Origin of the sequence: Streptomyces amritsarensis (assembly GCF_001953875.1) — a bacterium.
GTDB classification, from domain to species: domain Bacteria; phylum Actinomycetota; class Actinomycetes; order Streptomycetales; family Streptomycetaceae; genus Streptomyces; species Streptomyces amritsarensis.
In genome coordinates, this window is record NZ_MQUR01000012.1 from 49,401 (window position 1) to 69,780 (window position 20,380).

General features: G+C 73.3%; 16 protein-coding genes. 4 read left to right on the forward strand and 12 right to left on the reverse strand.

Going from position 1 to position 20,380, the window contains the following annotated elements:
- Positions 1-97: 97 nt before the first annotated feature.
- The 3 genes from AVW11_RS08095 to AVW11_RS08105 form a co-directional block, all read right to left on the reverse strand.
- On the reverse strand, positions 98-1,138 hold the full coding sequence (locus tag AVW11_RS08095; protein ID WP_060179838.1) for an LCP family protein: 1,041 nt from the start codon (positions 1,136-1,138) through the stop codon (positions 98-100).
- A gap of 92 nt (positions 1,139-1,230) precedes the next feature.
- On the reverse strand, positions 1,231-3,360 hold the full coding sequence (locus tag AVW11_RS08100; RefSeq protein ID WP_076043628.1) for a 3-hydroxyacyl-CoA dehydrogenase NAD-binding domain-containing protein: 2,130 nt from the start codon (positions 3,358-3,360) through the stop codon (positions 1,231-1,233).
- Positions 3,357-4,583: a thiolase family protein gene (locus AVW11_RS08105; RefSeq protein ID WP_030847655.1), complete on the reverse strand. Its 1,227-nt coding sequence runs from the start codon at positions 4,581-4,583 to the stop codon at positions 3,357-3,359. Before AVW11_RS08105 ends, AVW11_RS08100 begins: the two co-directional genes overlap by 4 nt.
- 331 nt (positions 4,584-4,914) lie before the next feature.
- Between AVW11_RS08105 and AVW11_RS08110 the strand changes: the two genes are divergently transcribed.
- A complete protein-coding gene (locus tag AVW11_RS08110; protein ID WP_079250554.1) occupies positions 4,915-6,108 on the forward strand; it encodes an alpha/beta hydrolase in 1,194 nt (397 codons plus the stop codon).
- Positions 6,109-6,147: 39 nt separating this feature from the next.
- On the opposite strand, the gene AVW11_RS08115 is transcribed toward AVW11_RS08110, so the two are convergent.
- The 3 genes from AVW11_RS08115 to AVW11_RS08125 all read right to left on the reverse strand — a co-directional run bounded on the left by AVW11_RS08115 (position 6,148) and on the right by AVW11_RS08125 (position 9,139).
- On the reverse strand, positions 6,148-7,431 hold the full coding sequence (locus AVW11_RS08115) for an HRDC domain-containing protein (protein WP_030847660.1): 1,284 nt from the start codon (positions 7,429-7,431) through the stop codon (positions 6,148-6,150).
- A 125-nt stretch (positions 7,432-7,556) separates the two neighbouring features.
- A complete protein-coding gene (locus tag AVW11_RS08120) occupies positions 7,557-8,219 on the reverse strand; it encodes a helix-turn-helix transcriptional regulator (RefSeq protein ID WP_007267191.1) in 663 nt (220 codons plus the stop codon).
- A gap of 263 nt (positions 8,220-8,482) precedes the next feature.
- Positions 8,483-9,139 (reverse strand): DUF3000 domain-containing protein, encoded by a 657-nt coding sequence (locus AVW11_RS08125; RefSeq protein ID WP_076043629.1) that lies wholly within the window; start codon positions 9,137-9,139, stop codon positions 8,483-8,485.
- A gap of 91 nt (positions 9,140-9,230) precedes the next feature.
- Here AVW11_RS08125 and hemE point away from each other — a divergent pair, with 91 nt between their 5' ends.
- On the forward strand, positions 9,231-10,295 hold the full coding sequence (gene hemE / locus AVW11_RS08130; protein ID WP_030847666.1) for a uroporphyrinogen decarboxylase: 1,065 nt from the start codon (positions 9,231-9,233) through the stop codon (positions 10,293-10,295).
- Between the two features lie 60 nt (positions 10,296-10,355).
- Here the strand turns inward: hemE and AVW11_RS08135 are convergent, their stop codons facing one another.
- On the reverse strand, positions 10,356-11,738 hold the full coding sequence (locus AVW11_RS08135) for an FAD-dependent oxidoreductase (RefSeq protein WP_060179836.1): 1,383 nt from the start codon (positions 11,736-11,738) through the stop codon (positions 10,356-10,358).
- A 58-nt stretch (positions 11,739-11,796) separates the two neighbouring features.
- Complete coding sequence (locus AVW11_RS08140; RefSeq protein WP_063898571.1) at positions 11,797-12,804, reverse strand: DUF4349 domain-containing protein; 1,008 nt, start codon at positions 12,802-12,804, stop codon at positions 11,797-11,799.
- Between the two features lie 153 nt (positions 12,805-12,957).
- Here AVW11_RS08140 and hemG point away from each other — a divergent pair, with 153 nt between their 5' ends.
- Both hemG and hemQ read left to right on the forward strand, forming a co-directional pair.
- Positions 12,958-14,442 carry a protoporphyrinogen oxidase gene (hemG, locus tag AVW11_RS08145; RefSeq protein ID WP_076043654.1) on the forward strand — a complete coding sequence of 495 codons (1,485 nt, stop codon included), beginning with the start codon at positions 12,958-12,960 and terminating at the stop codon, positions 14,440-14,442.
- A 4-nt stretch (positions 14,443-14,446) separates the two neighbouring features.
- Positions 14,447-15,160, forward strand: a complete 714-nt coding sequence (gene hemQ, locus AVW11_RS08150; RefSeq protein ID WP_030847678.1) for a hydrogen peroxide-dependent heme synthase — start codon at positions 14,447-14,449, stop codon at positions 15,158-15,160.
- A gap of 113 nt (positions 15,161-15,273) precedes the next feature.
- On the opposite strand, the gene AVW11_RS08155 is transcribed toward hemQ, so the two are convergent.
- The 4 genes from AVW11_RS08155 to AVW11_RS08170 all read right to left on the reverse strand — a co-directional run bounded on the left by AVW11_RS08155 (position 15,274) and on the right by AVW11_RS08170 (position 20,310).
- Positions 15,274-16,938 (reverse strand): alpha/beta hydrolase, encoded by a 1,665-nt coding sequence (locus AVW11_RS08155; protein WP_076043630.1) that lies wholly within the window; start codon positions 16,936-16,938, stop codon positions 15,274-15,276.
- 102 nt (positions 16,939-17,040) lie between these two features.
- Positions 17,041-18,108 (reverse strand): TIGR04222 domain-containing membrane protein, encoded by a 1,068-nt coding sequence (locus AVW11_RS08160; RefSeq protein WP_076043631.1) that lies wholly within the window; start codon positions 18,106-18,108, stop codon positions 17,041-17,043.
- The gene (locus AVW11_RS08165; protein ID WP_076043632.1) at positions 18,105-19,424 is read right to left on the reverse strand and encodes an MbnB/TglH/ChrH family RiPP precursor modification enzyme; all 1,320 of its coding nucleotides are present in this window, start codon (positions 19,422-19,424) and stop codon (positions 18,105-18,107) included. Before AVW11_RS08165 ends, AVW11_RS08160 begins: the two co-directional genes overlap by 4 nt.
- 133 nt (positions 19,425-19,557) lie before the next feature.
- Complete coding sequence (locus tag AVW11_RS08170) at positions 19,558-20,310, reverse strand: aminoacyl-tRNA hydrolase (RefSeq protein WP_030847699.1); 753 nt, start codon at positions 20,308-20,310, stop codon at positions 19,558-19,560.
- Between the last annotated feature and the right edge of the window lie 70 nt (positions 20,311-20,380).

Sequence of the window (20,380 nt, forward strand, 5' to 3'; positions counted from 1 at the left end):
CCGCGCGGTTACGCCATACGGCGCGGACGCGCGAACGCCGGAGCCGGCCGTACGGGTTCACCCGTACAGCCGGCTCCGTGTCCGCCCAGGGGTCCCGTCAGCCCTTGGCGGGGGACTCCTTCGCGGAGGCGGGAACCTTCTCGTCCTTGCGCAGGGCGTCCCACAGCTGGGTGGCCTGCGGCTCGGCCACCACCACACGGTTGGGATCCACCTTGTCGTAGGCGACCGGCAGCATGATGGTCTCCATCGTCTCCGGGTCGACGCCCTTCATGCTCTGCGCGAAGTCCGACAGCGCGGTCAGCGAGGCCAGATCGGAGTCGGTGGTCAGCGACTTGGTGCCGGCGTCCGCGAGCTTGTAGAGCCGCGCCGGGTTGCCGAGCGCGTCCTGCTTCTTGATCTCCGCCAGCATCGCCAGCATGAACTGCTGCTGCAGGCCTATGCGTCCGAGGTCGCTGCCGTCGCCGTAGCCGTACCGGGTACGGACGAACTTCAGCGAGTCGGTGCCGTTCAGCCGGTGCGTACCGGCGTCGAGCTTCAGACCGCCCTTGGCGCCGCTCATCGGCTTGTCCAGGGTGACGGTGACCCCGCCCAGGGCGTCCACCAGGCCCTTGAAGCCGGCGAAGTCCACCTCGACGAAGTGGTCCACACGCACACCGGACATCTGCTCGACGGTGTTGACCACGCAGGCCGGGCCGGCCAGCGCGTAGACGGAGTTGAACATGACCCGCTTCGCGGACGGCACCGACTTGCCGTCGCGGTCCTTGCACTCGGGCCGGGTGATCAGGGTGTCGCGGGGGATGCTCACCGCGGTGGCCCTGGCCCGGCCCTCGGGTATGTGCACCAGCATCGCGGTGTCCGAGCGGGCCCCGCTGACCGATCCGTGGTCGAGGTCGCCGTTGGCCCCGGCCCGCGAGTCGGAGCCGAGCACCAGGATGTTCTGCGCGTTCGCGGCCACCTTGGCGGGCCGGTTGTCCCCGATCGCCTGGTCCAGGTCGACGCTGTCGATGTTGCCGTTGAGGTGGCTGTAGGTCCACCAGCCGGCTCCGGCCGCGCCCAGGATCAGCACGGCGACCAGCAGCAGGGTGATCCGCAGAATGCGGCGTCGGCGGCGCCCGGGCCGCGCGTGCGTTTCCGTCATGGGGGTGAATCTTAGACAGGTATTCGAACGGCCGAGGCCCGCTCCCCGGAGGGAGCGGGCCCCGGCTGTCGAACAGCCGCCTGCGGTCCGGACTAGGCCGGGACGCTCGCGATGCCGGGGGCGAGGAACTTCTTGCCGTTCACCCGCTCCGAGACGCCCTCACGGTCCAGGTACGGCGTGATGCCGCCCAGGTGGAAGGGCCAGCCGGCGCCGGTGATGAGGCAGAGGTCGATGTCCTGGGCCTCGGCCACGACACCCTCCTCCAGCATCAGGCCGATCTCCTGCGCCACCGCGTCCAGGACACGGATCCGGACCTGCTCCTCGGTCAGGACGGAGTCGCCCTGGACCAGGAGCGCGGCGACCTCGGGGTCCAGCTCCGGCTTGCCGGAATCGTAGACGTAGAAGCCGCGCTTGCCCGCCTCGACCACGCGCTTGAGGTTCGGCGAGACGGTGAAGCGCTCCGGGAAGGAGCGGTTCAGGGTCTCCGAGACGTGCAGGCCGATCGCCGGGCCCACGAGCTCCAGCAGCACCAGCGGGGACATCGGCAGGCCGAGCGGCTCGATGGCCTTCTCCGCCGTGGCGACCGGGGTGCCCTCTTCGATGACGTTCTGGATCTCGCCCATGAAGCGGGTCAGGATGCGGTTCACGACGAACGCCGGGGCGTCCTTGGTGAGCACCGCGGTCTTCTTCAGCTTCTTGGCGACACCGAAGGCCGTGGCCAGCGAGGCGTCGTCGGTCTGCTCGCCGCGCACGATCTCCAGCAGCGGGAGGATCGCGACCGGGTTGAAGAAGTGGAAGCCGACCACGCGCTCCGGGTTGCGGAGCTTGGAGGCCATCTCCGACACCGACAGCGAGGAGGTGTTGGTGGCGAGGATCGCGTGCGCCGGGGCGACCGCCTCGACCTCGGCGAACACCTTCTGCTTGACGGACATCTCCTCGAACACGGCCTCGATGATGAAGTCCGCGTCCGCGAAGCCCTCGGCCTTGTCCAGGACACCGCTCACCAGGGCGGTCAGGCGGTTGGCCTTGTCCTGGTTGATGCGGCCCTTGCCGAGCAGCTTCTGGATCTCGGCGTGGACGTAGCCGACGCCCTTGTCCACGCGCTCCTGGTCGATGTCGGTGAGGACCACCGGCACCTCCAGGCGGCGCAGGAACAGCAGCGCCAGCTGCGAGGCCATCAGGCCCGCGCCGACGACGCCGACCTTGGTGACCGGGCGGGCCAGGGACTTGTCCGGGGCGCCGGCCGGGCGCTTGGCGCGCTTCTGGACCAGGTTGAAGGCGTAGATGCCCGAGCGCAGTTCGCCGCCCATGATGAGGTCGGCCAGGGCCGTGTCCTCGGCGTCGAAGCCGGCCTGGAGGTCACCGTCCTTGGCAGCGGCGATGATGTCCAGCGCGCGGTAGGCGGCCGGGGCGGCGCCGTGCACCTTGGAGTCCGCGATGAAGCGGCCCTTGGCGACGGCCGCGTCCCAGGCCTCGCCGCGGTCGATCTCGGCGCGGACGACCTCGGTGGTGCCGTTCAGGACGTTCGCGGTCCACAGGAGCGACTGCTCCAGGAAGTCCGCGCCCTCGAAGATCGCGTCGGCGATACCGAGCTCGAAGACCTGCTTGCCCCCCAGCTGCCGGTTCTGGTTCAGCGAGTTCTCGATGATGACCGAGACCGCGCGCTCGGCGCCGATCAGGTTCGGCAGGATGGCGCAGCCGCCCCAGCCGGGAACCAGGCCGAGGAAGACCTCGGGCAGCGAGAAGGCCGGGATGGCCTTGGACACGGTGCGGTAGCTGCAGTGCAGACCGACCTCGACGCCGCCGCCCATCGCCGCGCCGTTGTAGTACGCGAAGGTCGGGACGGCCAGCGCCGAGAGGCGCTTGAAGACGTCGTGGCCGCCCTTGCCGATGGCGAGCGCCTCGTCGTGCTTCTTCAGCAGCTCGACGCCCTTGAGGTCGGCGCCGACCGCGAAGATGAACGGCTTGCCGGTGATGCCCGCACCGACGATGGTGCCGGCGGCGGCCTCCTGCTCGACCTGGTCGATCGCCGCGTTCAGGTTGGCGAGGGACTGCGGGCCGAAGGTGGTCGGCTTGGTGTGGTCGAAGCCGTTGTCCAGCGTGATGAGCGCGAAGCGCCCGGCGCCGAACGGCAGGTCCAGGTGGCGGACGTGCGCGGACGTGACGACCTCGTCCGGGAACAGCTCGGCCGCGCCCTTCAGGAGCTCAGCGGTGGTGCTCACTTGGAGTCTCCCTCGGCGTTGAAGTTCGGGTTCTCCCAGATGACCGTGGCGCCCATGCCGAAGCCCACGCACATGGTGGTCAGGCCGTAGCGGACGTGCGGCTGCTCCTCGAACTGGCGGGCCAGCTGCGTCATCAGGCGCACGCCGGAGGAGGCCAGCGGGTGGCCGAAGGCGATGGCGCCGCCGTACTGGTTCACGCGGGCGTCGTCGTCGGCGATGCCGTAGTGCTCCAGGAAGGCCAGCACCTGCACGGCGAAGGCCTCGTTGATCTCGAACAGACCGATGTCGTCGATCGTCAGACCGGCCTGGGCCAGGGCCTTCTCGGTGGCCGGGATCGGGCCGTAGCCCATGACCTCCGGCTCGACACCCGCGAAGGAGTAGGAGACGAGGCGCATCTTGACCGGGAGGTTGTTCTCGCGGGCGAAGTCCTCGGACGCGATGATCGCGGCGGTGGCACCGTCGTTGAGACCGGCGGCGTTGCCCGCGGTGACCCGGCCGTGCGTACGGAACGGGGTCTTCAGGTTCGCCAGGTTCTCCAGCGTGGTGCCCGGGCGCATCGGCTCGTCGGTGGTGACCAGGCCCCAGCCCGTCTCGCCCGCCGCCTCGTTGGTGTTGCGCACCGAGATCGGGACCAGGTCCTGCTGGATCTTGCCGTCGGCGTACGCCTTGGCGGCCTTCTCCTGCGAGCGCACGGCGTACTCGTCGGCGCGGAGCTTGGTGATCGTCGGGTACCGGTCGTGCAGGTTCTCGGCGGTCATGCCCATGAACAGGGCGGACTCGTCGACCAGCTTCTCCGAGACGAAGCGCGGGTTCGGGTCCACGCCCTCGCCCATGGGGTGGCGGCCCATGTGCTCGACACCGCCGGCGAGGGCGACGTCGTACGCACCGAAGGCCACACCGCCCGCGACGGCGGTCACGGCGGTCAGCGCGCCGGCGCACATGCGGTCGATGGAGTAGCCCGGGACGGACTGCGGGAGGCCCGCGAGGATGCCGGCCGTGCGGCCCAGGGTCAGGCCCTGGTCGCCGATCTGCGTGGTCGCGGCGATGGCGACCTCGTCGATCTTCTTGGGGTCCAGATCCGGGTTGCGGCGCAGCAGCTCCCGGATCGCCTTCACGACGAGATCGTCGGCGCGGGTCTCGTTGTAGATGCCCTTCGGGCCCGCCTTGCCGAACGGGGTGCGGACGCCGTCGACGAAGACGACGTCCCTGACGGTACGAGGCACGTTGGCTCTCCTCCAGGTGCGGGATGGCACTGCTGCGCGGGGGCGCGTTCGGCATACGTTGCTGAGCGCCCGCTCACCCGACCATGCTACTTGCGGGTAACCAATGTGCACACCCCCTCCCCGAGGAGCGGCGAAGGTCACACCGCCGGACGATCCCGTGAGCCCCTCGCGCCCCCGTAGTGCGCCCGGCCGATCGGCATGCGGGGCGCACTCGTACGGGTCGCCGGCCGCGCCGGCCCGGTCACGTCGGTGGCGTCGGGCCCGGGCCCGGGCGAACGCTGGGGCGGCCCGGGCGCCCGCCCGGGACCCACCGGCGAAAACGGAGCCATCGATGGCGTTCCAGACAACCTCCAAGGACCATTACGTCGACCACAGGTCGAGCATCCCGGTCAACGACGGGCAGATCGTCAAGCTCTTCGTACGGGAGCGCAGGCCCGTGAGCGGCCCGCGCAAGCCCGTCCTGATGCTGCACGGCCGCAGCGTCCCGGCCGTGGCGGGCTTCGACCCCCCGAACAAGAACTACAGCTGGGCCGAGCAACTCGCCAGGGCGGGCTACGACGTCTTCGTGATGGAGCTCCAGGGGTCCGGCCTGTCGGCCCATCCGGCGGTGATGGACGAACCGCTCAACGTCAGCCCCGTGCAGCGCCCGCTGCTCTCGCCCAACCCGATCCCCCCGGCCGACCTGCCGACCCCGGACACCCCCGCGAAGTACCCCCACCAGCTGAACAACTCCCAGAGCGACTGGGACGAGGTCGACACGGTCGTCGAGTACATCCGCAAGGAGATCGGCGATCCCACGGCCAAGATCGACCTGATCGGCTGGTCCGCGGCCGCGCAGCAGCTCGGGCCGTACACGATCCAGCACGCCGACAAGGTCAAGAGCCTCTTTCTGGCGGCGCCGATCTTCCCGCCCAACGGAAGGGCCAGCAAGGAGAACACCGACTTCGGCGCGCCGGTGGACATGCCGGTGGGCACCCCGGCGGCGGCCTTCGGCTACCCGATGTCCGTCACCTCGAAGAACGGGCTCGCGGCGTCGTGGGCCAGGGACCTGAAGTGTCCGGACCAGCGTGAGAACGGTGTGCTCGACGAGGTGTGGAAGGCGATCCAGGACGTCGACGCGCTCGGTGCCACGTGGGGCGGTCCGACGCCCGGAGCACCGACAGGGTTCGTCAGGGTGCGGAACTCGTACTGGTGGGGGTGGAACTCCACGACCGTGCCGCTGCACAACGTCCTCGGCCAGACGGTGCCCGTCTGCCTCGTGTACGGGGAGCACGACTCCATCGTGAACACGGCGCCGGACCTGGGGCTGCTGTACTTCTCGGTGCCCGAGCTGTACCGGTTGATCCCAGGGAAGAAGAAGCTGATGTTCCGGCTCGCCTGCGCGGGTCACCAGATCGTCTGGGAGCGGGCGGCGACCCACCTCCACGCCATGTCGGAGCAATGGCTCAAGAACGGCAAGGTGTTCGGCGAGAAGGGCGGGAGCTTCTACCGGGACGAGGACGGGGTCCTCACTTCGCAGGAGTGAGGACCCCGCCGGTCCGGCTCGGCGTCGGCCGCGGCCCGGTCAGGCCGTCGCGGCCAGGGCCGTGACCAGGACCGGGGTCACCTGCTCGATCTGCCACGGCCGGGCGCCGTGCAGGGCCAGGGCCTGGGCCACCGCGTCGGCCTCCAGCCGCTGCGGGGGCTCCCAGCACAGGCGGCGGACCGTGTCCGGGGTGATCAGGTTCTCCTGGGGCAGGTTCAGCTGCTCCGCCAGCGCCGAGACCGCGGTGCGGGCCGCGGCCAGCCGGGCCGCGGCGGCCGGGTCCTTGTCGGCCCAGGAGCGCGGCGGGGGCGGTCCGGCCGGGGTCGCGCCCGGCTGCGGCAGCTCGTTCTCGGGCAGCGCCTTCGCCCGGTCCACGGCGGCCATCCACTGGTCGAGCTGGCGGCGGCCCATCCGCTGCCCGTAGCCGGGCAGGGCCGAGAGGGTGTGCACGTTCGCGGGCAGCGCGAGCGCGGCCTCGACGATCGCGGCGTCGCCCAGCACCTTGCCCGGCGACACGTCGCGCCGCTGCGCGATCCGGTCCCGGGACTCCCACAGCTCCCGTACGACGGCCATCTGCCGGCGGCGGCGCACCTTGTGCATCCCGGACGTACGGCGCCACGGATCCTTGCGGGGCGGCGCCGGGGGAGCGGCGGCGATGGCGTCGAACTCCTGCCGGGCCCACTCCAGCTTGCCCTGCCGGTCCAGCTCCTTCTCCAGGGCGTCCCGCAGGTCCACCAGCAGCTCCACGTCCAGGGCGGCGTAGCGCAGCCACGGCTCGGGCAGCGGGCGGGTGGACCAGTCGACGGCGGAGTGGCCCTTCTCCAGGGCGTAGCCGAGAACGCTCTCGACCATCGCGCCGAGTCCGACGCGCGGGAAGCCGGCGAGCCGGCCCGCCAGCTCGGTGTCGAACAGCGAGGTGGGAACCATGCCTATTTCGCGCAGGCACGGCAGGTCCTGGGTGGCGGCGTGCAGGATCCACTCGGTGCCGGAGAGGGCCTCGCCCAGCGCGGACAGGTCGGGGCAGCCCACCGGGTCGATCAGGGCGGACCCGGCACCCTCGCGGCGCAGCTGCACGAGGTAGGCGCGCTGGCCGTAGCGGTATCCGGAGGCGCGTTCGGCGTCGACGGCCACGGGGCCGGTGCCGGCGGCGAAGGCGGCGACCACCTCGGCGAGGGCGTCCGCGTCGGCGACCACCGGCGGAATCCCCTCACGGGGCTCCAGCAAAGGAATCGGCACCCCACCGGGCGGAACAACGACGTCGTCCGGGGGGCCGCCCCCGGTGGTGGTGCGCAGGTCTGCTGCGGTCTCTTGGGCGTCGGTCACCGGTCAAGGGTATCCGTGTATACGACGCGCCCGTCGCCGGAACGTTCCGTCGACGGGCGCGGTGAGTACGCGGGAAGTTTTCCGTGGGTATTGCCGGACGTGTATTCGTGCGCTCCGGCCCGCGTTCAGTGGATGATCCCGGTCCGCAGGGCCACGGCGACCATTCCGGCGCGGTCACCGGTGCCCAGCTTGCGGGCGATGCGGGCGAGGTGGGACTTGACGGTCAGGGCGGACAGGCCCATCGAGACGCCGATGGCCTTGTTGGACTGGCCCTCCGCGACGAGGCGCAGGACCTCGACCTCGCGGCCGGAGAGCTCCCGGTAGCCGCCCGGGTGGCTCGGGGCACCCGGGGGGCGGCGGTGCATGCGGGCGGCGGCAGCGCCGATGGGGGCGGCGCCGGGCCGGGTGGGGAGCCCGATGTTGGTCCGGGTACCGGTGACGACGTAGCCCTTCACGCCGCCCGCGAGGGCGTTGCGCACGGCGCCGATGTCGTCGGCGGCGGACAGGGCCAGGCCGTTCGGCCAGCCTGCGGCGCGGGTCTCGGAGAGCAGGGTGAGACCGGAACCGTCGGGCAGGTGTACGTCGGCCACGCAGATGTCGCGCGGGCTGCCGACGCGGGGGCGGGCCTCCGCGATGGACGACGCCTCGATCACATCACGGACTCCGAGGGCCCACAGATGGCGGGTCACGGTGGAACGGACGCGCGGGTCGGCCACGACGACCATGGCCGTCGGCTTGTTCGGGCGGTAGGCGACCAGGCTTGCGGGCTGCTCGAGAAGAACGGACACCTAGGCCTCCTGGGGGAGTGGCGGGACGGCCGGCTCGGGGAAGGAAGCCGGTGCGAACCGTGCGGATGGTCACTGACTCCTTCGGCACGTCACCCGCCCGGCTTTAGAGAATGATCACGATTTGGTGAGTAACAATTCGGGCAATTCGGACGCACGATCGATCATCGGGTGATCAGAAGCCCACAACGGAGGCCGGGTTGTGACACTCGCTCGCGGGCTTCGGCCGGGCGTTCCCCGCCCGTGGCGGCCGGACGGCCCCGTGCCTACGGGTGGTGCGGACCGCGGCGCTGTGGCAGGGAGACCACACCCGTCGCCGTGTCCGTCGGACCCACCGGCGGCAGCCCCGCGATCTGGCAGATCAGTTCGCACCACGCCGACAGGTGCGCCGAGGTGTCCGGCACCCCGCCCACCCCTTCGCGCGGCGTCCAGGAGGCCCTGATCTCGATCTGCGTCGCCGGCCGCCGCTCCGCGAGCCCGCCGAAGTAGTGCGAGCTCGCCATGGTCACCGTCCCGCTCGCCTCCCCGTAGGCCAGCCCGCGCGCCTGAAGCGCCCCCGTCAGCCAGGACCAGCACACCTCCGGCAGCAGCGGGTCCGCGGCCATCTCGGGCTCCAGCTCCGCCCGCACGAGCGTCACCAGCCGGAAGGTGCCGTGCCAGGCGTCGTGGCCGGCCGGATCGTGGAGCAGGATGAGCCGGCCGTCGGCGAGGTCGTCCTCCCCGTCCACCACCGCGGCCTCCAGCGCGTAGGCGTACGGGGCCAGCCGCTGGGGCGGCTTCGTCGGATCGATCTCGACCCCCGGGCGCAGCCGGGCCTTCTTCAACCCTTCGACCGCCCGGCGGAACGGGAGTGGGACGGAGTTCTCCTTCGCACTGTCCGTACCGTCGGCGCCATCTGAAAATCGTCCCTGAGCCGCAGCCATGCGGGGAAGACTAGGCGGTATGTGCGGCCGTACGGCGCAGGGACACCCGCGCCGGGGCGGGCACTTCTTCATACGTGCGAAGATTTGGGTCGTGAGCGCCAACGACAGCCCCAAGGGCCAGCCGAGCCAGACGTACGATTCCGCCTTCCTCAAGGCGTGCCGGCGGGAACCGGTGCCGCACACGCCGGTGTGGTTCATGCGGCAGGCCGGGCGCTCCCTCCCCGAATACCGCAAGGTCCGCGAGGGCACCGCGATGCTCGAGTCCTGCATGCGGCCCGACCTGGTCACCGAGATCACCATGCAGCCGGTGCGGCGCCACAACGTCGACGCGGCGATCTTCTTCTCCGACATCGTGGTCCCGCTCAAGGCCATCGGTGTCGACCTGGACATCAAGCCGGGCGTCGGCCCCGTCGTCGCCCAGCCGATCCGCCGCCGCGAGGACCTCGCACAGCTGCGCGACCTCACCCCTGAGGACGTCTCGTACGTCACCGAGGCGATCGGCATGCTCACGAGTGAACTGGGCTCCACGCCGTTGATCGGTTTCGCGGGCGCGCCCTTCACCCTCGCGAGCTACCTGGTCGAAGGCGGCCCGTCGAAGAACCACGAGCACACCAAGGCCCTCATGTACGGGGACCCGCAGCTCTGGGCGGACCTGCTCGACCGCCTCGCGGAGATCACCTCCGCCTTCCTGAAGGTCCAGATCGAGGCCGGCGCCTCCGCCGTCCAGCTCTTCGACTCCTGGGTCGGCGCGCTCGCCCCGGCGGACTACCGCCGCTCCGTCATGCCCGCCTCGGCGAAGGTCCTGCAGTCCGTCGCCTCCTACGGGGTCCCGCGGATCCACTTCGGCGTGGGCACGGGCGAGCTCCTCGGCCTGATGGGCGAGGCCGGCGCGGACGTCGTGGGCGTCGACTACCGCGTCGCGCTCGACGAGGCGGCCCGCCGGGTCGGCCCGGGCAAGGCCCTCCAGGGCAACCTGGACCCGGCCGTGCTCTTCTCCACCACGGAGGCGGTCGAGGCCAAGACGGACGAGGTCCTCGCGGCGGCCGCCGGCCTGGAGGGCCACGTCTTCAACCTCGGCCACGGCGTCCTCCCGACGACCGACCCCGAGGCCCTGACCCGCCTGGTGGACTACGTCCACACCAAGACGCAGCGCTAGTGCTGTGACCGGGCCCCGGGGAGCAGGCGCCCGCGGCACCTGCCCCCCGGCCCCGGACGGCTACACCCCCGCCGCGCGGACCGCGGAGACCGCCTTGCGGGCCGCCACCAGCACCGGGTCCCAGACCGGGGAGAACGGCGGGGCGTAGCCGAGGTCGAGCGAGACCATCCGGTCCACCGTCATACCTGCCGTGAGGGCCACCGCCGCGACGTCCACCCGCTTCGCGGAACCGGCGCCGCCGACGATCTGCACGCCCAGGAGCCGGCCCGTCCGGCGTTCCGCCAGCATCTTCACCGTCATCTCCGCCGCCCGCGGGTAGTAGCCCGCCGTGTTGGTGGAGGTGATGGTGGCCGTCACGAAGCGCAGGCCCGCCTCCAGCGCGTCCCGCTCGCGCAGCCCCGTACGGGCGATCTCCAGGTCGCAGACCTTGCTGACCGCCGTGCCGACCACGCCGGGGAAGGTCGCGTAGCCGCCGCCCACGCCCGAGCCGATGACCTGGCCGTGCTTGTTGGCGTGGGTGCCGAGCGGGATGTGCCGGGTGCGGCCCGCGACCAGGTCGAGGACCTCCACGCAGTCGCCGCCCGCCCAGATGTTCCCGTGGCCCCGCACGCGCATCGACAGGTCCGTGAGGATGCCGCCCGAGGGGCCGAGCGGGAGGCCGGCGGCGCGGGCCAGCGCCGTGCGCGGCTCCACGCCGATGCCGAGCACGACCACGTCCGCCGGATACTCCTCGCCGGCCGCCGTGACCACCGCGCGGGCCCGGCCCTCCTCGTCCGTGAGGACCTCGGTGACCTCCGCGCGCGCCACCGTGACGATCCCCATGCGGTTCATCGCGGTGTGCACCAGCCCGCCCATGTCCGGGTCCAGCGTGGCCATCGGCTGCTCGCCCCGGTGCAGGACGGTCACCTCGTAGCCGCGCAGCACCAGGGCCTCGGCCATCTCCACGCCGATGTACCCCGCGCCGACCACCACCGCCCGCCGGCCCGGCGTGCGCTCCAGCGCGTCCATGAGGCGCTGGCCGTCGTCCAGGGTCTGGATGCCGTGCACCCCGTGCGCCCCGATGCCGGGCAGGCGGGGGCGCACCGGCCGGGCGCCGGTGGCCAGGACGAGCTTGTCGTAGGGCGTCCACGACTCGGATCCGCCGTCCAGATCGCGGGCGCGGACCCGGCACCCGGCCAGATCGAGCTCCACCACCTCCGTGCGGGTCCGCAGGTCGATGTCGCGGGCCCGGTGCTCCTCGGGGGTTCGGGCGATCAGGTCGTCGCGCTCGGCGACCAGACCGCCGACCCAGTACGGGATGCCGCACGCCGAATAGGAGGTGAAACGGCCGCGCTCGAAGGCGACGATCTCCAGCTCCCCGGCGCCCTTGAGCCTGCGGGCCTGCGACGCGGCGGACATCCCCGCCGCGTCGCCCCCGACCACCACCAGTCGTTCCGTCGCCATCGCCGTACCGCCCCTTCACCACCGTCGAATGGTGAACACGCTACGTGCGAACGCGCGTTCAGTCCTGCACGTCGGCCCCGGTGTCCTTGGCCGGGGCCTCGGCCGGCGGTGCCTTCCGCGCCGCCGGCAGCGGCACCCGCTTCGCGGTCAGGCCCGTCTTCGGACGCGCCGGCCGCCACCGCCGGTACAGCCGTACCAGGGCCGCCACCAGCGCGGCCGTCAGCAGGAACGGCAGGAGCGCCCCCAACGCCGCCAGCAGGTAGCGCAGGACCTTCGTGAAGACCTCCCAGCCGCCGCCCAGCGCACCGAGGAAGGTGGGCTCCTTCTCCTTCTCCTCCACCGCCGCGGGGGCGGGTTCGGAGACCGTCAGCGTGATCGTGCCCATCGAGGTCTGGTCCTTCAGCGCCGTCCGCTGCGCCAGCAGCGACTCCAGGTCCGACTGGCGCCGGCTCAGCTCGCTCTCCAGCATCACCACCTCGCTCAGCGCCGAGGCCTTGCCCATCATCTCCCGCACCCGCGCCACGCTCGCCTGCTGCGAGGAGACACGGCTGTCGACGTCGGCGACCTTCTCCGTGACGTCCTGCGCGTCGACCTTGCGGTGCAGCAGCTTCCCGCTGCCCTCCATGGCGCCGAGCACGGCGTCGTAGCGCTCCCCGGGCACCCGCAGGGTCACCGTCGAGGTCATCCGGCCGTCCTTGCCGCGCTGGGTCGACTCGTTGCCGACGTAGCCGCCCGCGCCGTCGGCCGCGGTGCGGGCGGCCGCGAGGGTCTTCTGGACGTCGGCCGTCTCGATGCCGAGCGTCGCCGTGCGGATGACGTTCGGGCGGACCGCGACCGGCGCCCCGTCGTTCTTGGCGGCCGACCCCGCGGACCCCGCCGGGGCCGGGGCCGCCGCGGCGCCCGCCGCCCCCTCGCCGGCCTTCCCGTCCGCCGCGGGCGGTGCGACCGCCGCCTTGTCGCTCGCCGAGCCCTGGCCGTCCGCCCCGCAGCCGGTGAGCGCGAGGACCCCGGTGAGGGAGAGGGCGGCCAGGGCCGCCGCGGAACGGTGTCTGCTGATGCTGCGCACGCTGTGAACCCCCGATGATCGGCTGGTGTTGCCGTTTCGACGTACAGGGTGCCGCCGCGGGTTTCGCACACGCGGTTCCGGGCCGGTCCCGATGAGGTCACGGTCCGGCCTCGGTGATCGGTCTGAGACGATGTGGCCATGCACGAAGCGGACATGCGTACGGATCGGCCGGGGACGCCCACCCGGCCCGCCGGCTCCCCCGGCCACGTCGTCGTCGTCGGCGGCGGGATCGCGGGCCTCGCGGCGGCCCACCGGCTGCTCGCCGAAGGCGCCCGCGTCACGCTGCTGGAGGCCGGAGCCAGGCTCGGCGGCAAGCTGTACTCCGGCGAGCTGGCGGGTGCCCGGGTGGACCTCGGCGCCGAGTCCATGCTCGCCCGCCGCCCCGAGGCCGTCGCCCTCGCCGAGGCCGTGGGCCTCGCCGACGCCGTGCAGCCGCCCGCCACCGCCACCGCCCACCTGTGGACCCGCGGCGCGCTGCGGCCGATGCCGCGCGGCCACGTCATGGGCGTCCCCGGCGACCTCGGACCCCTCGCCGCCTCCGGCGTCCTCTCCGCCGAGGGCCTGGCCCGTATCGAGGCCGAGCGGACGCTGCCGCCCGCCGAGATCGGCGAGGACGTCGCCGTCGGCGCCTACGTGGCCGCCCGCCTCGGCCGCGAGGTCGTCGACCGGCTCGTGGAACCGCTGCTCGGCGGGGTCTACGCGGGCGACGCCTACCGCATCTCCATGCGGGCCGCGGTGCCCCAGCTCTTCGAAGTCGCCCGCACGCACGCCCTGCTGGGCGACGGCGTACGCGAACTGCAGCGCAGGGCGCAGGGCGGACCCCAGCAGGCCGGCCCGGTCTTCGCCGGCATCGACGGCGGCATCGGACGCCTCCCGCTCGCCGTGGCCGACGCCTGCCGCAAGGCCGGCGCGCGGATCGTCACCGGCGCCCCCGTGCGCGAGCTCCTCCGTACGGCTGAAGGCTGGCGGGTCGTTTCCGCCGCGGAGACCCTCGCAGCGGACGGCGTCGTCCTGGCCGTCCCGGCCGGGCCCGCCGCCCGACTGCTGGACACCCTCGCGCCGGCCGCCGCGGCCGAGCTGGACCAGGTCGAATACGCCTCGATGGCGCTGGTCACGATGGCCTTCCGGCGCACCGACCTGCCGGCGGCCGTCTCCGGCGGCGGCGCCAGCGGCTTCCTCGTGCCGCCCGTCGACGGCCGGACCATCAAGGCGTCCACCTTCTCCAGCAGCAAGTGGGCCTGGGCCGGCCGGGACCCCGACCTCTTCCTGCTGCGCACCTCCGTCGGCCGGTACGGCGACGAGCGCGACCTCGAGCGCGAGGACGGCGAACTCGTCGAGGTGTCCCTCGCCGACCTCGGCGAGGCCGTGGGACTGACGGCCCGTCCCGTCGCCTCCACCGTCACCCGCTGGGACGGCGGGCTGCCCCAGTACCCCGTCGGCCACCTCGCCCGGGTCGCCCGGATCCGCGGCGCGGTCGAGGCCCTGCCCGGCCTCGCGGTGTGCGGCGCGCTCTACGACGGGGTGGGCATTCCGGCCTGCGTCGCGAGCGCCGGACGGGCCGCGGACGCGGTGATCGCCTCGCTCGCCGCGCGTACGGCACCCCTGGCTCCGACCACTGATCAGCGCACGGGACAATAGGCACATGACTGCACCAGAGAAGATTCCCAACGCGGGGAAGAAGGCGAAGGACCTCAACGAGGTCATCCGCTACACCCTGTGGTCCGTCTTCAAGCTGAAGGACGTCCTGCCCGAGGACCGCACCGGCTTCGCCGACGAGGTCCAGGAGCTGTTCGACCAGCTGGCCGCCAAGGACATCACCGTCCGCGGCACCTATGACGTCTCCGGCCTGCGCGCCGACGCCGACATCATGATCTGGTGGCACGCGGAGACCGCGGACGAGCTGCAGACCGCGTACAACCTGTTCCGCCGTACCAAGCTGGGCCGCGCGATGGAGCCGGTGTGGTCGAACATGGCCCTGCACCGCCCGGCCGAGTTCAACAAGTCGCACATCCCGGCCTTCCTGGCCGACGAGGTCGCCCGCGACTACGTCAGCGTCTACCCCTTCGTGCGCAGCTACGACTGGTACCTGCTGCCCGACGAGGACCGCCGCCGCATGCTCGCCGACCACGGCAAGATGGCCCGCGGCTACCCGGACGTGCGCGCCAACACCGTCGCCTCCTTCTCCCTCGGCGACTACGAGTGGCTGCTGGCCTTCGAGGCCGACGAGCTGTACCGCATCGTCGACCTCATGCGTCACCTGCGCGCCTCCGAGGCCCGCATGCACGTCCGTGAAGAGGTGCCCTTCTACACCGGGCGCCGCAAGTCCGTCGCCGACCTGGTGGCCGGGCTCGCCTGATACCTCCCCTGGGGGGAAGGACCGGAGGACGACCACACCGTCAGGTGAGTGCCTCCGGTGGATCGGGAGGCACAGCCCCCGAAACGACGCAGCCGGAGACCCCGCCCGGAAGTTCAGACGACCGGCGGCAGCAGCGCCCTCCGGGCGCCCGCCGCCCCGTCGTCCAGCGACACCGGTGCGGGCTCCGGATGCGGCGCGCACCGCACGCGCCACCCCGGGGTGGCGCCCGTCAGCAGATACCGCTCCACGTGCCGGTCCACGCAGCCGTTGCGTCCGCCGACCACTCCGTGGGAGCCCGCCCCCCTCTCCGTCACCAGTGACGACCCGGCGCCGAGCCGCCGCTGCAGTTCCAGTGCGCCCGAATACGGGGTCGCGCCGTCGCGTTCCGCCGCGACCACGAGGGTCCGCGGCAGGCGCTCGGGCTGGGCCCCGACCGCCACCGGCGACTGCCGTCCGCGCACCGGCCAGGACGCGCACGGCAGGTTGAGGAAGGCGTTGGCCCACGTCTCGAACGGGGCCGTACGCGCCAGCTCGGTGTTGTCGCGGTCCCAGGTCTCCCAGTCGGCGGGCCAGGGGGCGTCGTTGCACAGCACCGCCGTGTAGACGGCCGTCGCGTTCTCGGCGCCGGCCGCCGCCGCCGGGTCGGGCGCGGCCTGGGCGGCCAGCAGCGAGGGATCGCCGCGCAGGAACGCGGCCAGGGCGGCCGCCCGGTCCGGCCACACGTCGTCGTAGTACGCGGCCTGGAGGAAGGCGGCCCGCAGCTCGCCGGTCCCGACCCTCCCGCCCGCCGGGGTACGGGCCACCGCGTCCCGGACCCGCTCGTAGCCGGCCTGCACGGCCGCCGGGGTGGTGCCGAGCCCGTACGTGCCGTGGTGGCGGGCCACCCAGGCGCGGAAGTCGTGCCAGCGGCCCTCGAACCCGCGTGCCTGGTCGAGGTTGTTGCGGTACCAGACGCGGCGCGGGTCGGGGTCGACCGCCGAGTCGAGGACCATCCGGCGGACGTGGCCCGGGTACAGGGTGGCGTAGACGGCGCCGAGGTAGGTGCCGTACGAGGCGCCCATGAAGGTCAGCTTCTCCTCGCCGAGCGCGGCGCGCAGGACGTGCAGGTCACGGGCGTTGTTCAGGGTGGTGTAGTACGGCAGGGCCGCGCCGGCCCGGCGCGCGCAGCCGTTGGCGTACTCCCGGGCCTGCGCGCGCCGTTCCTCCTTGTACGCGGGGGAGGGCCGGACCGGCTCCTGGACGGGGCCCCCGGCCCGGGCCGCCGGGTCCGTGCAGGACAGCGGGGCCGAGCGCCCGACCCCGCGGGGGGCGTAGCCGACGAGGTCGTAGGCGGCGGCGATCCGCTCCCAGCCGGGGAGGTCGGCGACGAGCGGGAAGTACATCCCGGAGGCCCCGGGGCCGCCCGGGTTCTGGACGAGCGCGCCCTGGCGGGCGGCGCCGCCGGCCCCGGTGGCGGCCGCCCGGCTGACGGTGAGGGAGATCTGCGGGCCGTCGGGGCGGGCGTAGTCGAGCGGTACGCGCAGGGTGGCGCACCGGACGCGGGACGGCAGGCCCTCGACGGCCGGGCAGGCACGGAAGTCGAGCCCGGCGGCGCCGCCGCCACGGGAGGCGGCTGCGAGGGCCGCCCGGCGGGCGGCGAGCGCGGCTCCGGCGCTCTCGGCCGCGGCGACGGCGGTCTCCGGGGTCTGCGGGGCGGGTGCGGCCACGGCGGCGGGCGCGCCCATGGCGAGGAGGAGCGAGGCCACGACGGATCCGTGGCGTGCGGTTCTCGTGCGCATGACACCCCTGCCTCTCATCCGATGAACCGATGAGAGGCCTGGGTGCCGCACTTGTAAAGGATCACCGGCCGGTGTCGGCGGCCGTGACCCCCGGTTGCCGTATCAGGAACTGCTGGAACAGCTGGAACTGCTCGAACTCGAACAGCTGGAACTGCTGGAACAGCTGGAGCTGCTCGAACTCGAACAGCCGGAACCGGAGGAGCTGCCGCAGCTCGAACCGCCGCCGCCCGAGCAGCCGGAGGAGCCGCCGCCTCCGCAGCCGCTGCCGGACGAGCCGCAGCCCGAGCCGCTTCCGCCGCCCCCGTCGCTCGTCGCGCACCACATCACCGGCAGCAGCAGGTCGGACGAGGAGTCGGACGAGGACGGGTGCGGGTGCGTGTGCGGGCGGTGGGTGCGCGCACCCGCCTGGGCCGCCGCGAGCCGGGTGCCGCGCGCGGCGGGCACCAACTGCGCGCGCAGGAACGGGTCGCGCAGGCCGCGCAGGCCGAAGAGCGCGGTCTGCACGTGCGGGGTGCGGTCGTTCACGTACGCGGAGCGCAGGGCGCGCAGTGCCCGCAGTCCGGCCCGGGTGACCCGGTTGCGGGCGCGGGCCATGCACAGCAGCCCCAGGACGATGCCGGCCAGCAGTACGGGCGCCACCATCGCGACGAACGGCACGCCGGGGTCGGGATCGAGGGCGAAGCCGGCGACGGTCAGCGGGATCGACGCCACCAGCCAGACCACGCACGTGACGGCCTGGACCAGCCCCCAGCGGCGCCAGCGGCGGCCGCCGCCGGGTGGGGCGACGAGCCCGCGGGCGGCCAGGGCGTTGCCGATCTCCTGGACGGCCGGGTCGCGCATGGCGGCGTAGCGCACCTGGTAGAGCCAGCCCGAGGGGGCTCCGGCGTGGGCGTGGAGCACGGCGCGTTCGGCGGGATCCGCGGCCCGCGCCCCGGGCCGTACCTGGACGATGCCGGGACCGCCGACGACGAGCCGGCCGTCCCCGAGCATCGAGACGAGCGCGGTGTCCACGACGGTGCCGGGGCCGCCGACGAGGAACGCGGCCTCGGACAGGTCGTGGAGGGCGGCCGACGGGGCCGCGGCTGTGGACCCGGCGCGGCGCAGCCCGCGCACGAGCAGGACGGATGAGACGGCGACGGCGATCCAGATCGCGGCGGCGAGGATGTTCACGCGGCCCTCCCCGCGAGCGCCCGGGCCCAGCGCACGATGCGGCGCGGCGGCCTGGCCCCCGCCCGTTCCTGCCACCAGGCGGTGAGCCGGCGCCGGGCGGCCGGGTCGGCCGGCAGGTCCTGGATCAGCAGGTGCTCGGCGAAGTCCAGGGCGTCCCTGCGGTATCCGGCGGTCATGGGGCGGCCCTTGGCGTAGGCGAGGAAGGCCTTGCGGTACGGTTCGCGGCCGCCGAGGATCCCGGGCAGCTCCGGAGCCACCTTGGCGACCACGTCCGCCCGCTTGGCGGCCAGCGCCCGCACCTGCACCCGGATGCGCGCCCGGTCGAAGCCCTCGGGCACGGGCGTCCCGGCCACGAGCGCGGACAGCAGGGCGGCCTGCGCGAGCCCCACCCGAGTCCGCCCGCCCTCGTCCCCGGCCCCGGTCCGCGCCCATGTCGCGGCGGCCTGCCGGGCCTCGGTCTGCGCCCCTACCGCGTCCGCCGACCCCGGCGCGGCCGTGCGGCCGGCCGTGAGCACCTCGCGGATCGCGGCCAGTTCGCCCGCGAGCTCCGCCTCGGGCGGGAAGTCGTCGTCCCGCTCCAGCAGCACGCCCGCCGGCTCCACCCGCGAGCGCAGCTCGGCCAGCAGGTCGAGGACGACCGGCGGCACGGGGTGCGCGTGGGTGTCGTGCCAGACGCCGCCCCGTTCGACGCCGCCCGCCACGTGCACGTACGCCAGCGCCTCCAGCGGGATCGAGTCCAGGACGGCGGCGGGGTCCTCGCCCCGGTTGACCCGGTTGGTGTGCAGGTTGGCCACGTCGATGAGCAGCCGGACCCCGGTCCGCTCGACCAGCTCCGTGAGGAACCGCCCCTCCGTCATCTCCTCGCCCGGCCACGAGAACAGCGCGGCGATGTTCTCCAGCGCCAGCGGCACGGGCAGCGCGTCCTGCGCGATCCGGACGTTCTCGCACAGCACGTCCAGCGCGTCGCGGGTGCGCGGCACCGGCAGCAGGTGCCCGGCCTCCAGCACCGGCGAGGACGTCCGTACGAAGGCGATGTGCTCGGTGACGAGCGGCGCCCCCAGCGCCACCGCCCGCTCCCCGAGTGCCGCCAGCTTCTGCGGATCCGGGCGGTCGGCGCCGCCGAGGCCGAGCGAGACCCCGTGCGGCACGATGCGCGTGCCCCGCTCGCGCAGCCGCTCGAGAGCCTCGGGCAGGTGGCCCGGGCAGATGTTCTCGGCCACCACCTCGACCCAGTCCAGGCCGTCCAGCCGTTCGACGGCGTCCGCGATCTCCGGCCGCCAGCCGATGCCCACCCCCAGGTGTGCCATGGGCTTCATGTCCCCTCGCCCCCTCTCGAAGCACTGTGTGCGGATGTCATGCACCCGACGCGGTCGCGCCAATCCGCACGAGGGGACGTTCAGAGCAACATTTGAGGTTCCCGGCCGGTCGGAAGCGGCCGCCGGGCAGACGTCAGAGCCGGGCCCGCAGCGCCGGATGGTCGGCCACGACCGTCGCGCTGCCCGGGGCGATCTCGGTGAACCCGGCGTCGCGGACCACCGGGAGCCCGCTCCCGGTCAGCTCCGCCCACCGCTCGCGCGCCGCGGTCCGTACGGCCAGCCGGAAGCCCGACTCCTGCCAGGCGGCCCGCTCCGCCCGCGTCAGCTCCCACCACGCCAGCTGGGCCGCGTGCCCGGCCTGCGCCATCGCCTTGCCGGCCGACATCTCCAGGGCGGGGTTGAGCCACAGCACCGGCAGGGCGCGGCCGTCGGCCGCGGCGACCGGCTCCGGGTCGTCGAGGTCGGTGCCCGAGACCTGGAGCTTGGCCAGTTCCTTGGGCCAGCCGTCGAGGGGCACCGGAGGGAACACCCGGACCTGTGCGGCGTCGCCGCGGACCGTGATGCCCGGCAGGGTCTCCGCCTTGCGCCACTCCGCCCCGCGCGCCCGCCGGACCACCTTGCGGATCCGCGCGTCCTGCCAGTCCCGGACCGCCTGCGCCCACTCGCCCCCGCCGTGCGCCCGCTCGTCGGTGAGCAGCACCAGCACGGCGCGGGCCGCGGTCTCCAGGGCGTCGGTGCGGGCGGGCGGCTCCGCCTTCTCGATGCGGACGACCAGCGGCAGGACGAACTGCGGGGCCTCGTCGCGCAGTACGTGCTCCCGCCGGAAGGCGCTGTCGGCCCCGACCGCGGGTACGCCGGAGGTGTCGTTCGTGTGCTGGCTGCTCATCCCGCCAAGGATGCCAGGCTCCGCCTTGAGGAGGATGTCCCGGGTGGCGGGCCCGGGTGAGGATCGGGTC

Bases quoted from the DNA above. Each gene is read 5' to 3' on its own strand.
- AVW11_RS08135 (WP_060179836.1), bottom strand. From the start codon at position 11,738: ATGGCGACGGAACGACTGGTGGTGGTCGGGGGCGACGCGGCGGGGATG.
- AVW11_RS08170 (WP_030847699.1), bottom strand. From the start codon at position 20,310: ATGAGCAGCCAGCACACGAACGACACCTCCGGCGTACCCGCGGTCGGG.
- hemQ (WP_030847678.1), top strand. From the start codon at position 14,447: ATGACTGCACCAGAGAAGATTCCCAACGCGGGGAAGAAGGCGAAGGAC.
- AVW11_RS08165 (WP_076043632.1), bottom strand. From the start codon at position 19,424: ATGAAGCCCATGGCACACCTGGGGGTGGGCATCGGCTGGCGGCCGGAG.
- AVW11_RS08110 (WP_079250554.1), top strand. From the start codon at position 4,915: ATGGCGTTCCAGACAACCTCCAAGGACCATTACGTCGACCACAGGTCG.
- AVW11_RS08125 (WP_076043629.1), bottom strand. From the start codon at position 9,139: ATGGCTGCGGCTCAGGGACGATTTTCAGATGGCGCCGACGGTACGGAC.
- hemG (WP_076043654.1), top strand. From the start codon at position 12,958: ATGCGTACGGATCGGCCGGGGACGCCCACCCGGCCCGCCGGCTCCCCC.
- AVW11_RS08095 (WP_060179838.1), bottom strand. From the start codon at position 1,138: ATGACGGAAACGCACGCGCGGCCCGGGCGCCGCCGACGCCGCATTCTG.
- AVW11_RS08155 (WP_076043630.1), bottom strand. From the start codon at position 16,938: ATGCGCACGAGAACCGCACGCCACGGATCCGTCGTGGCCTCGCTCCTC.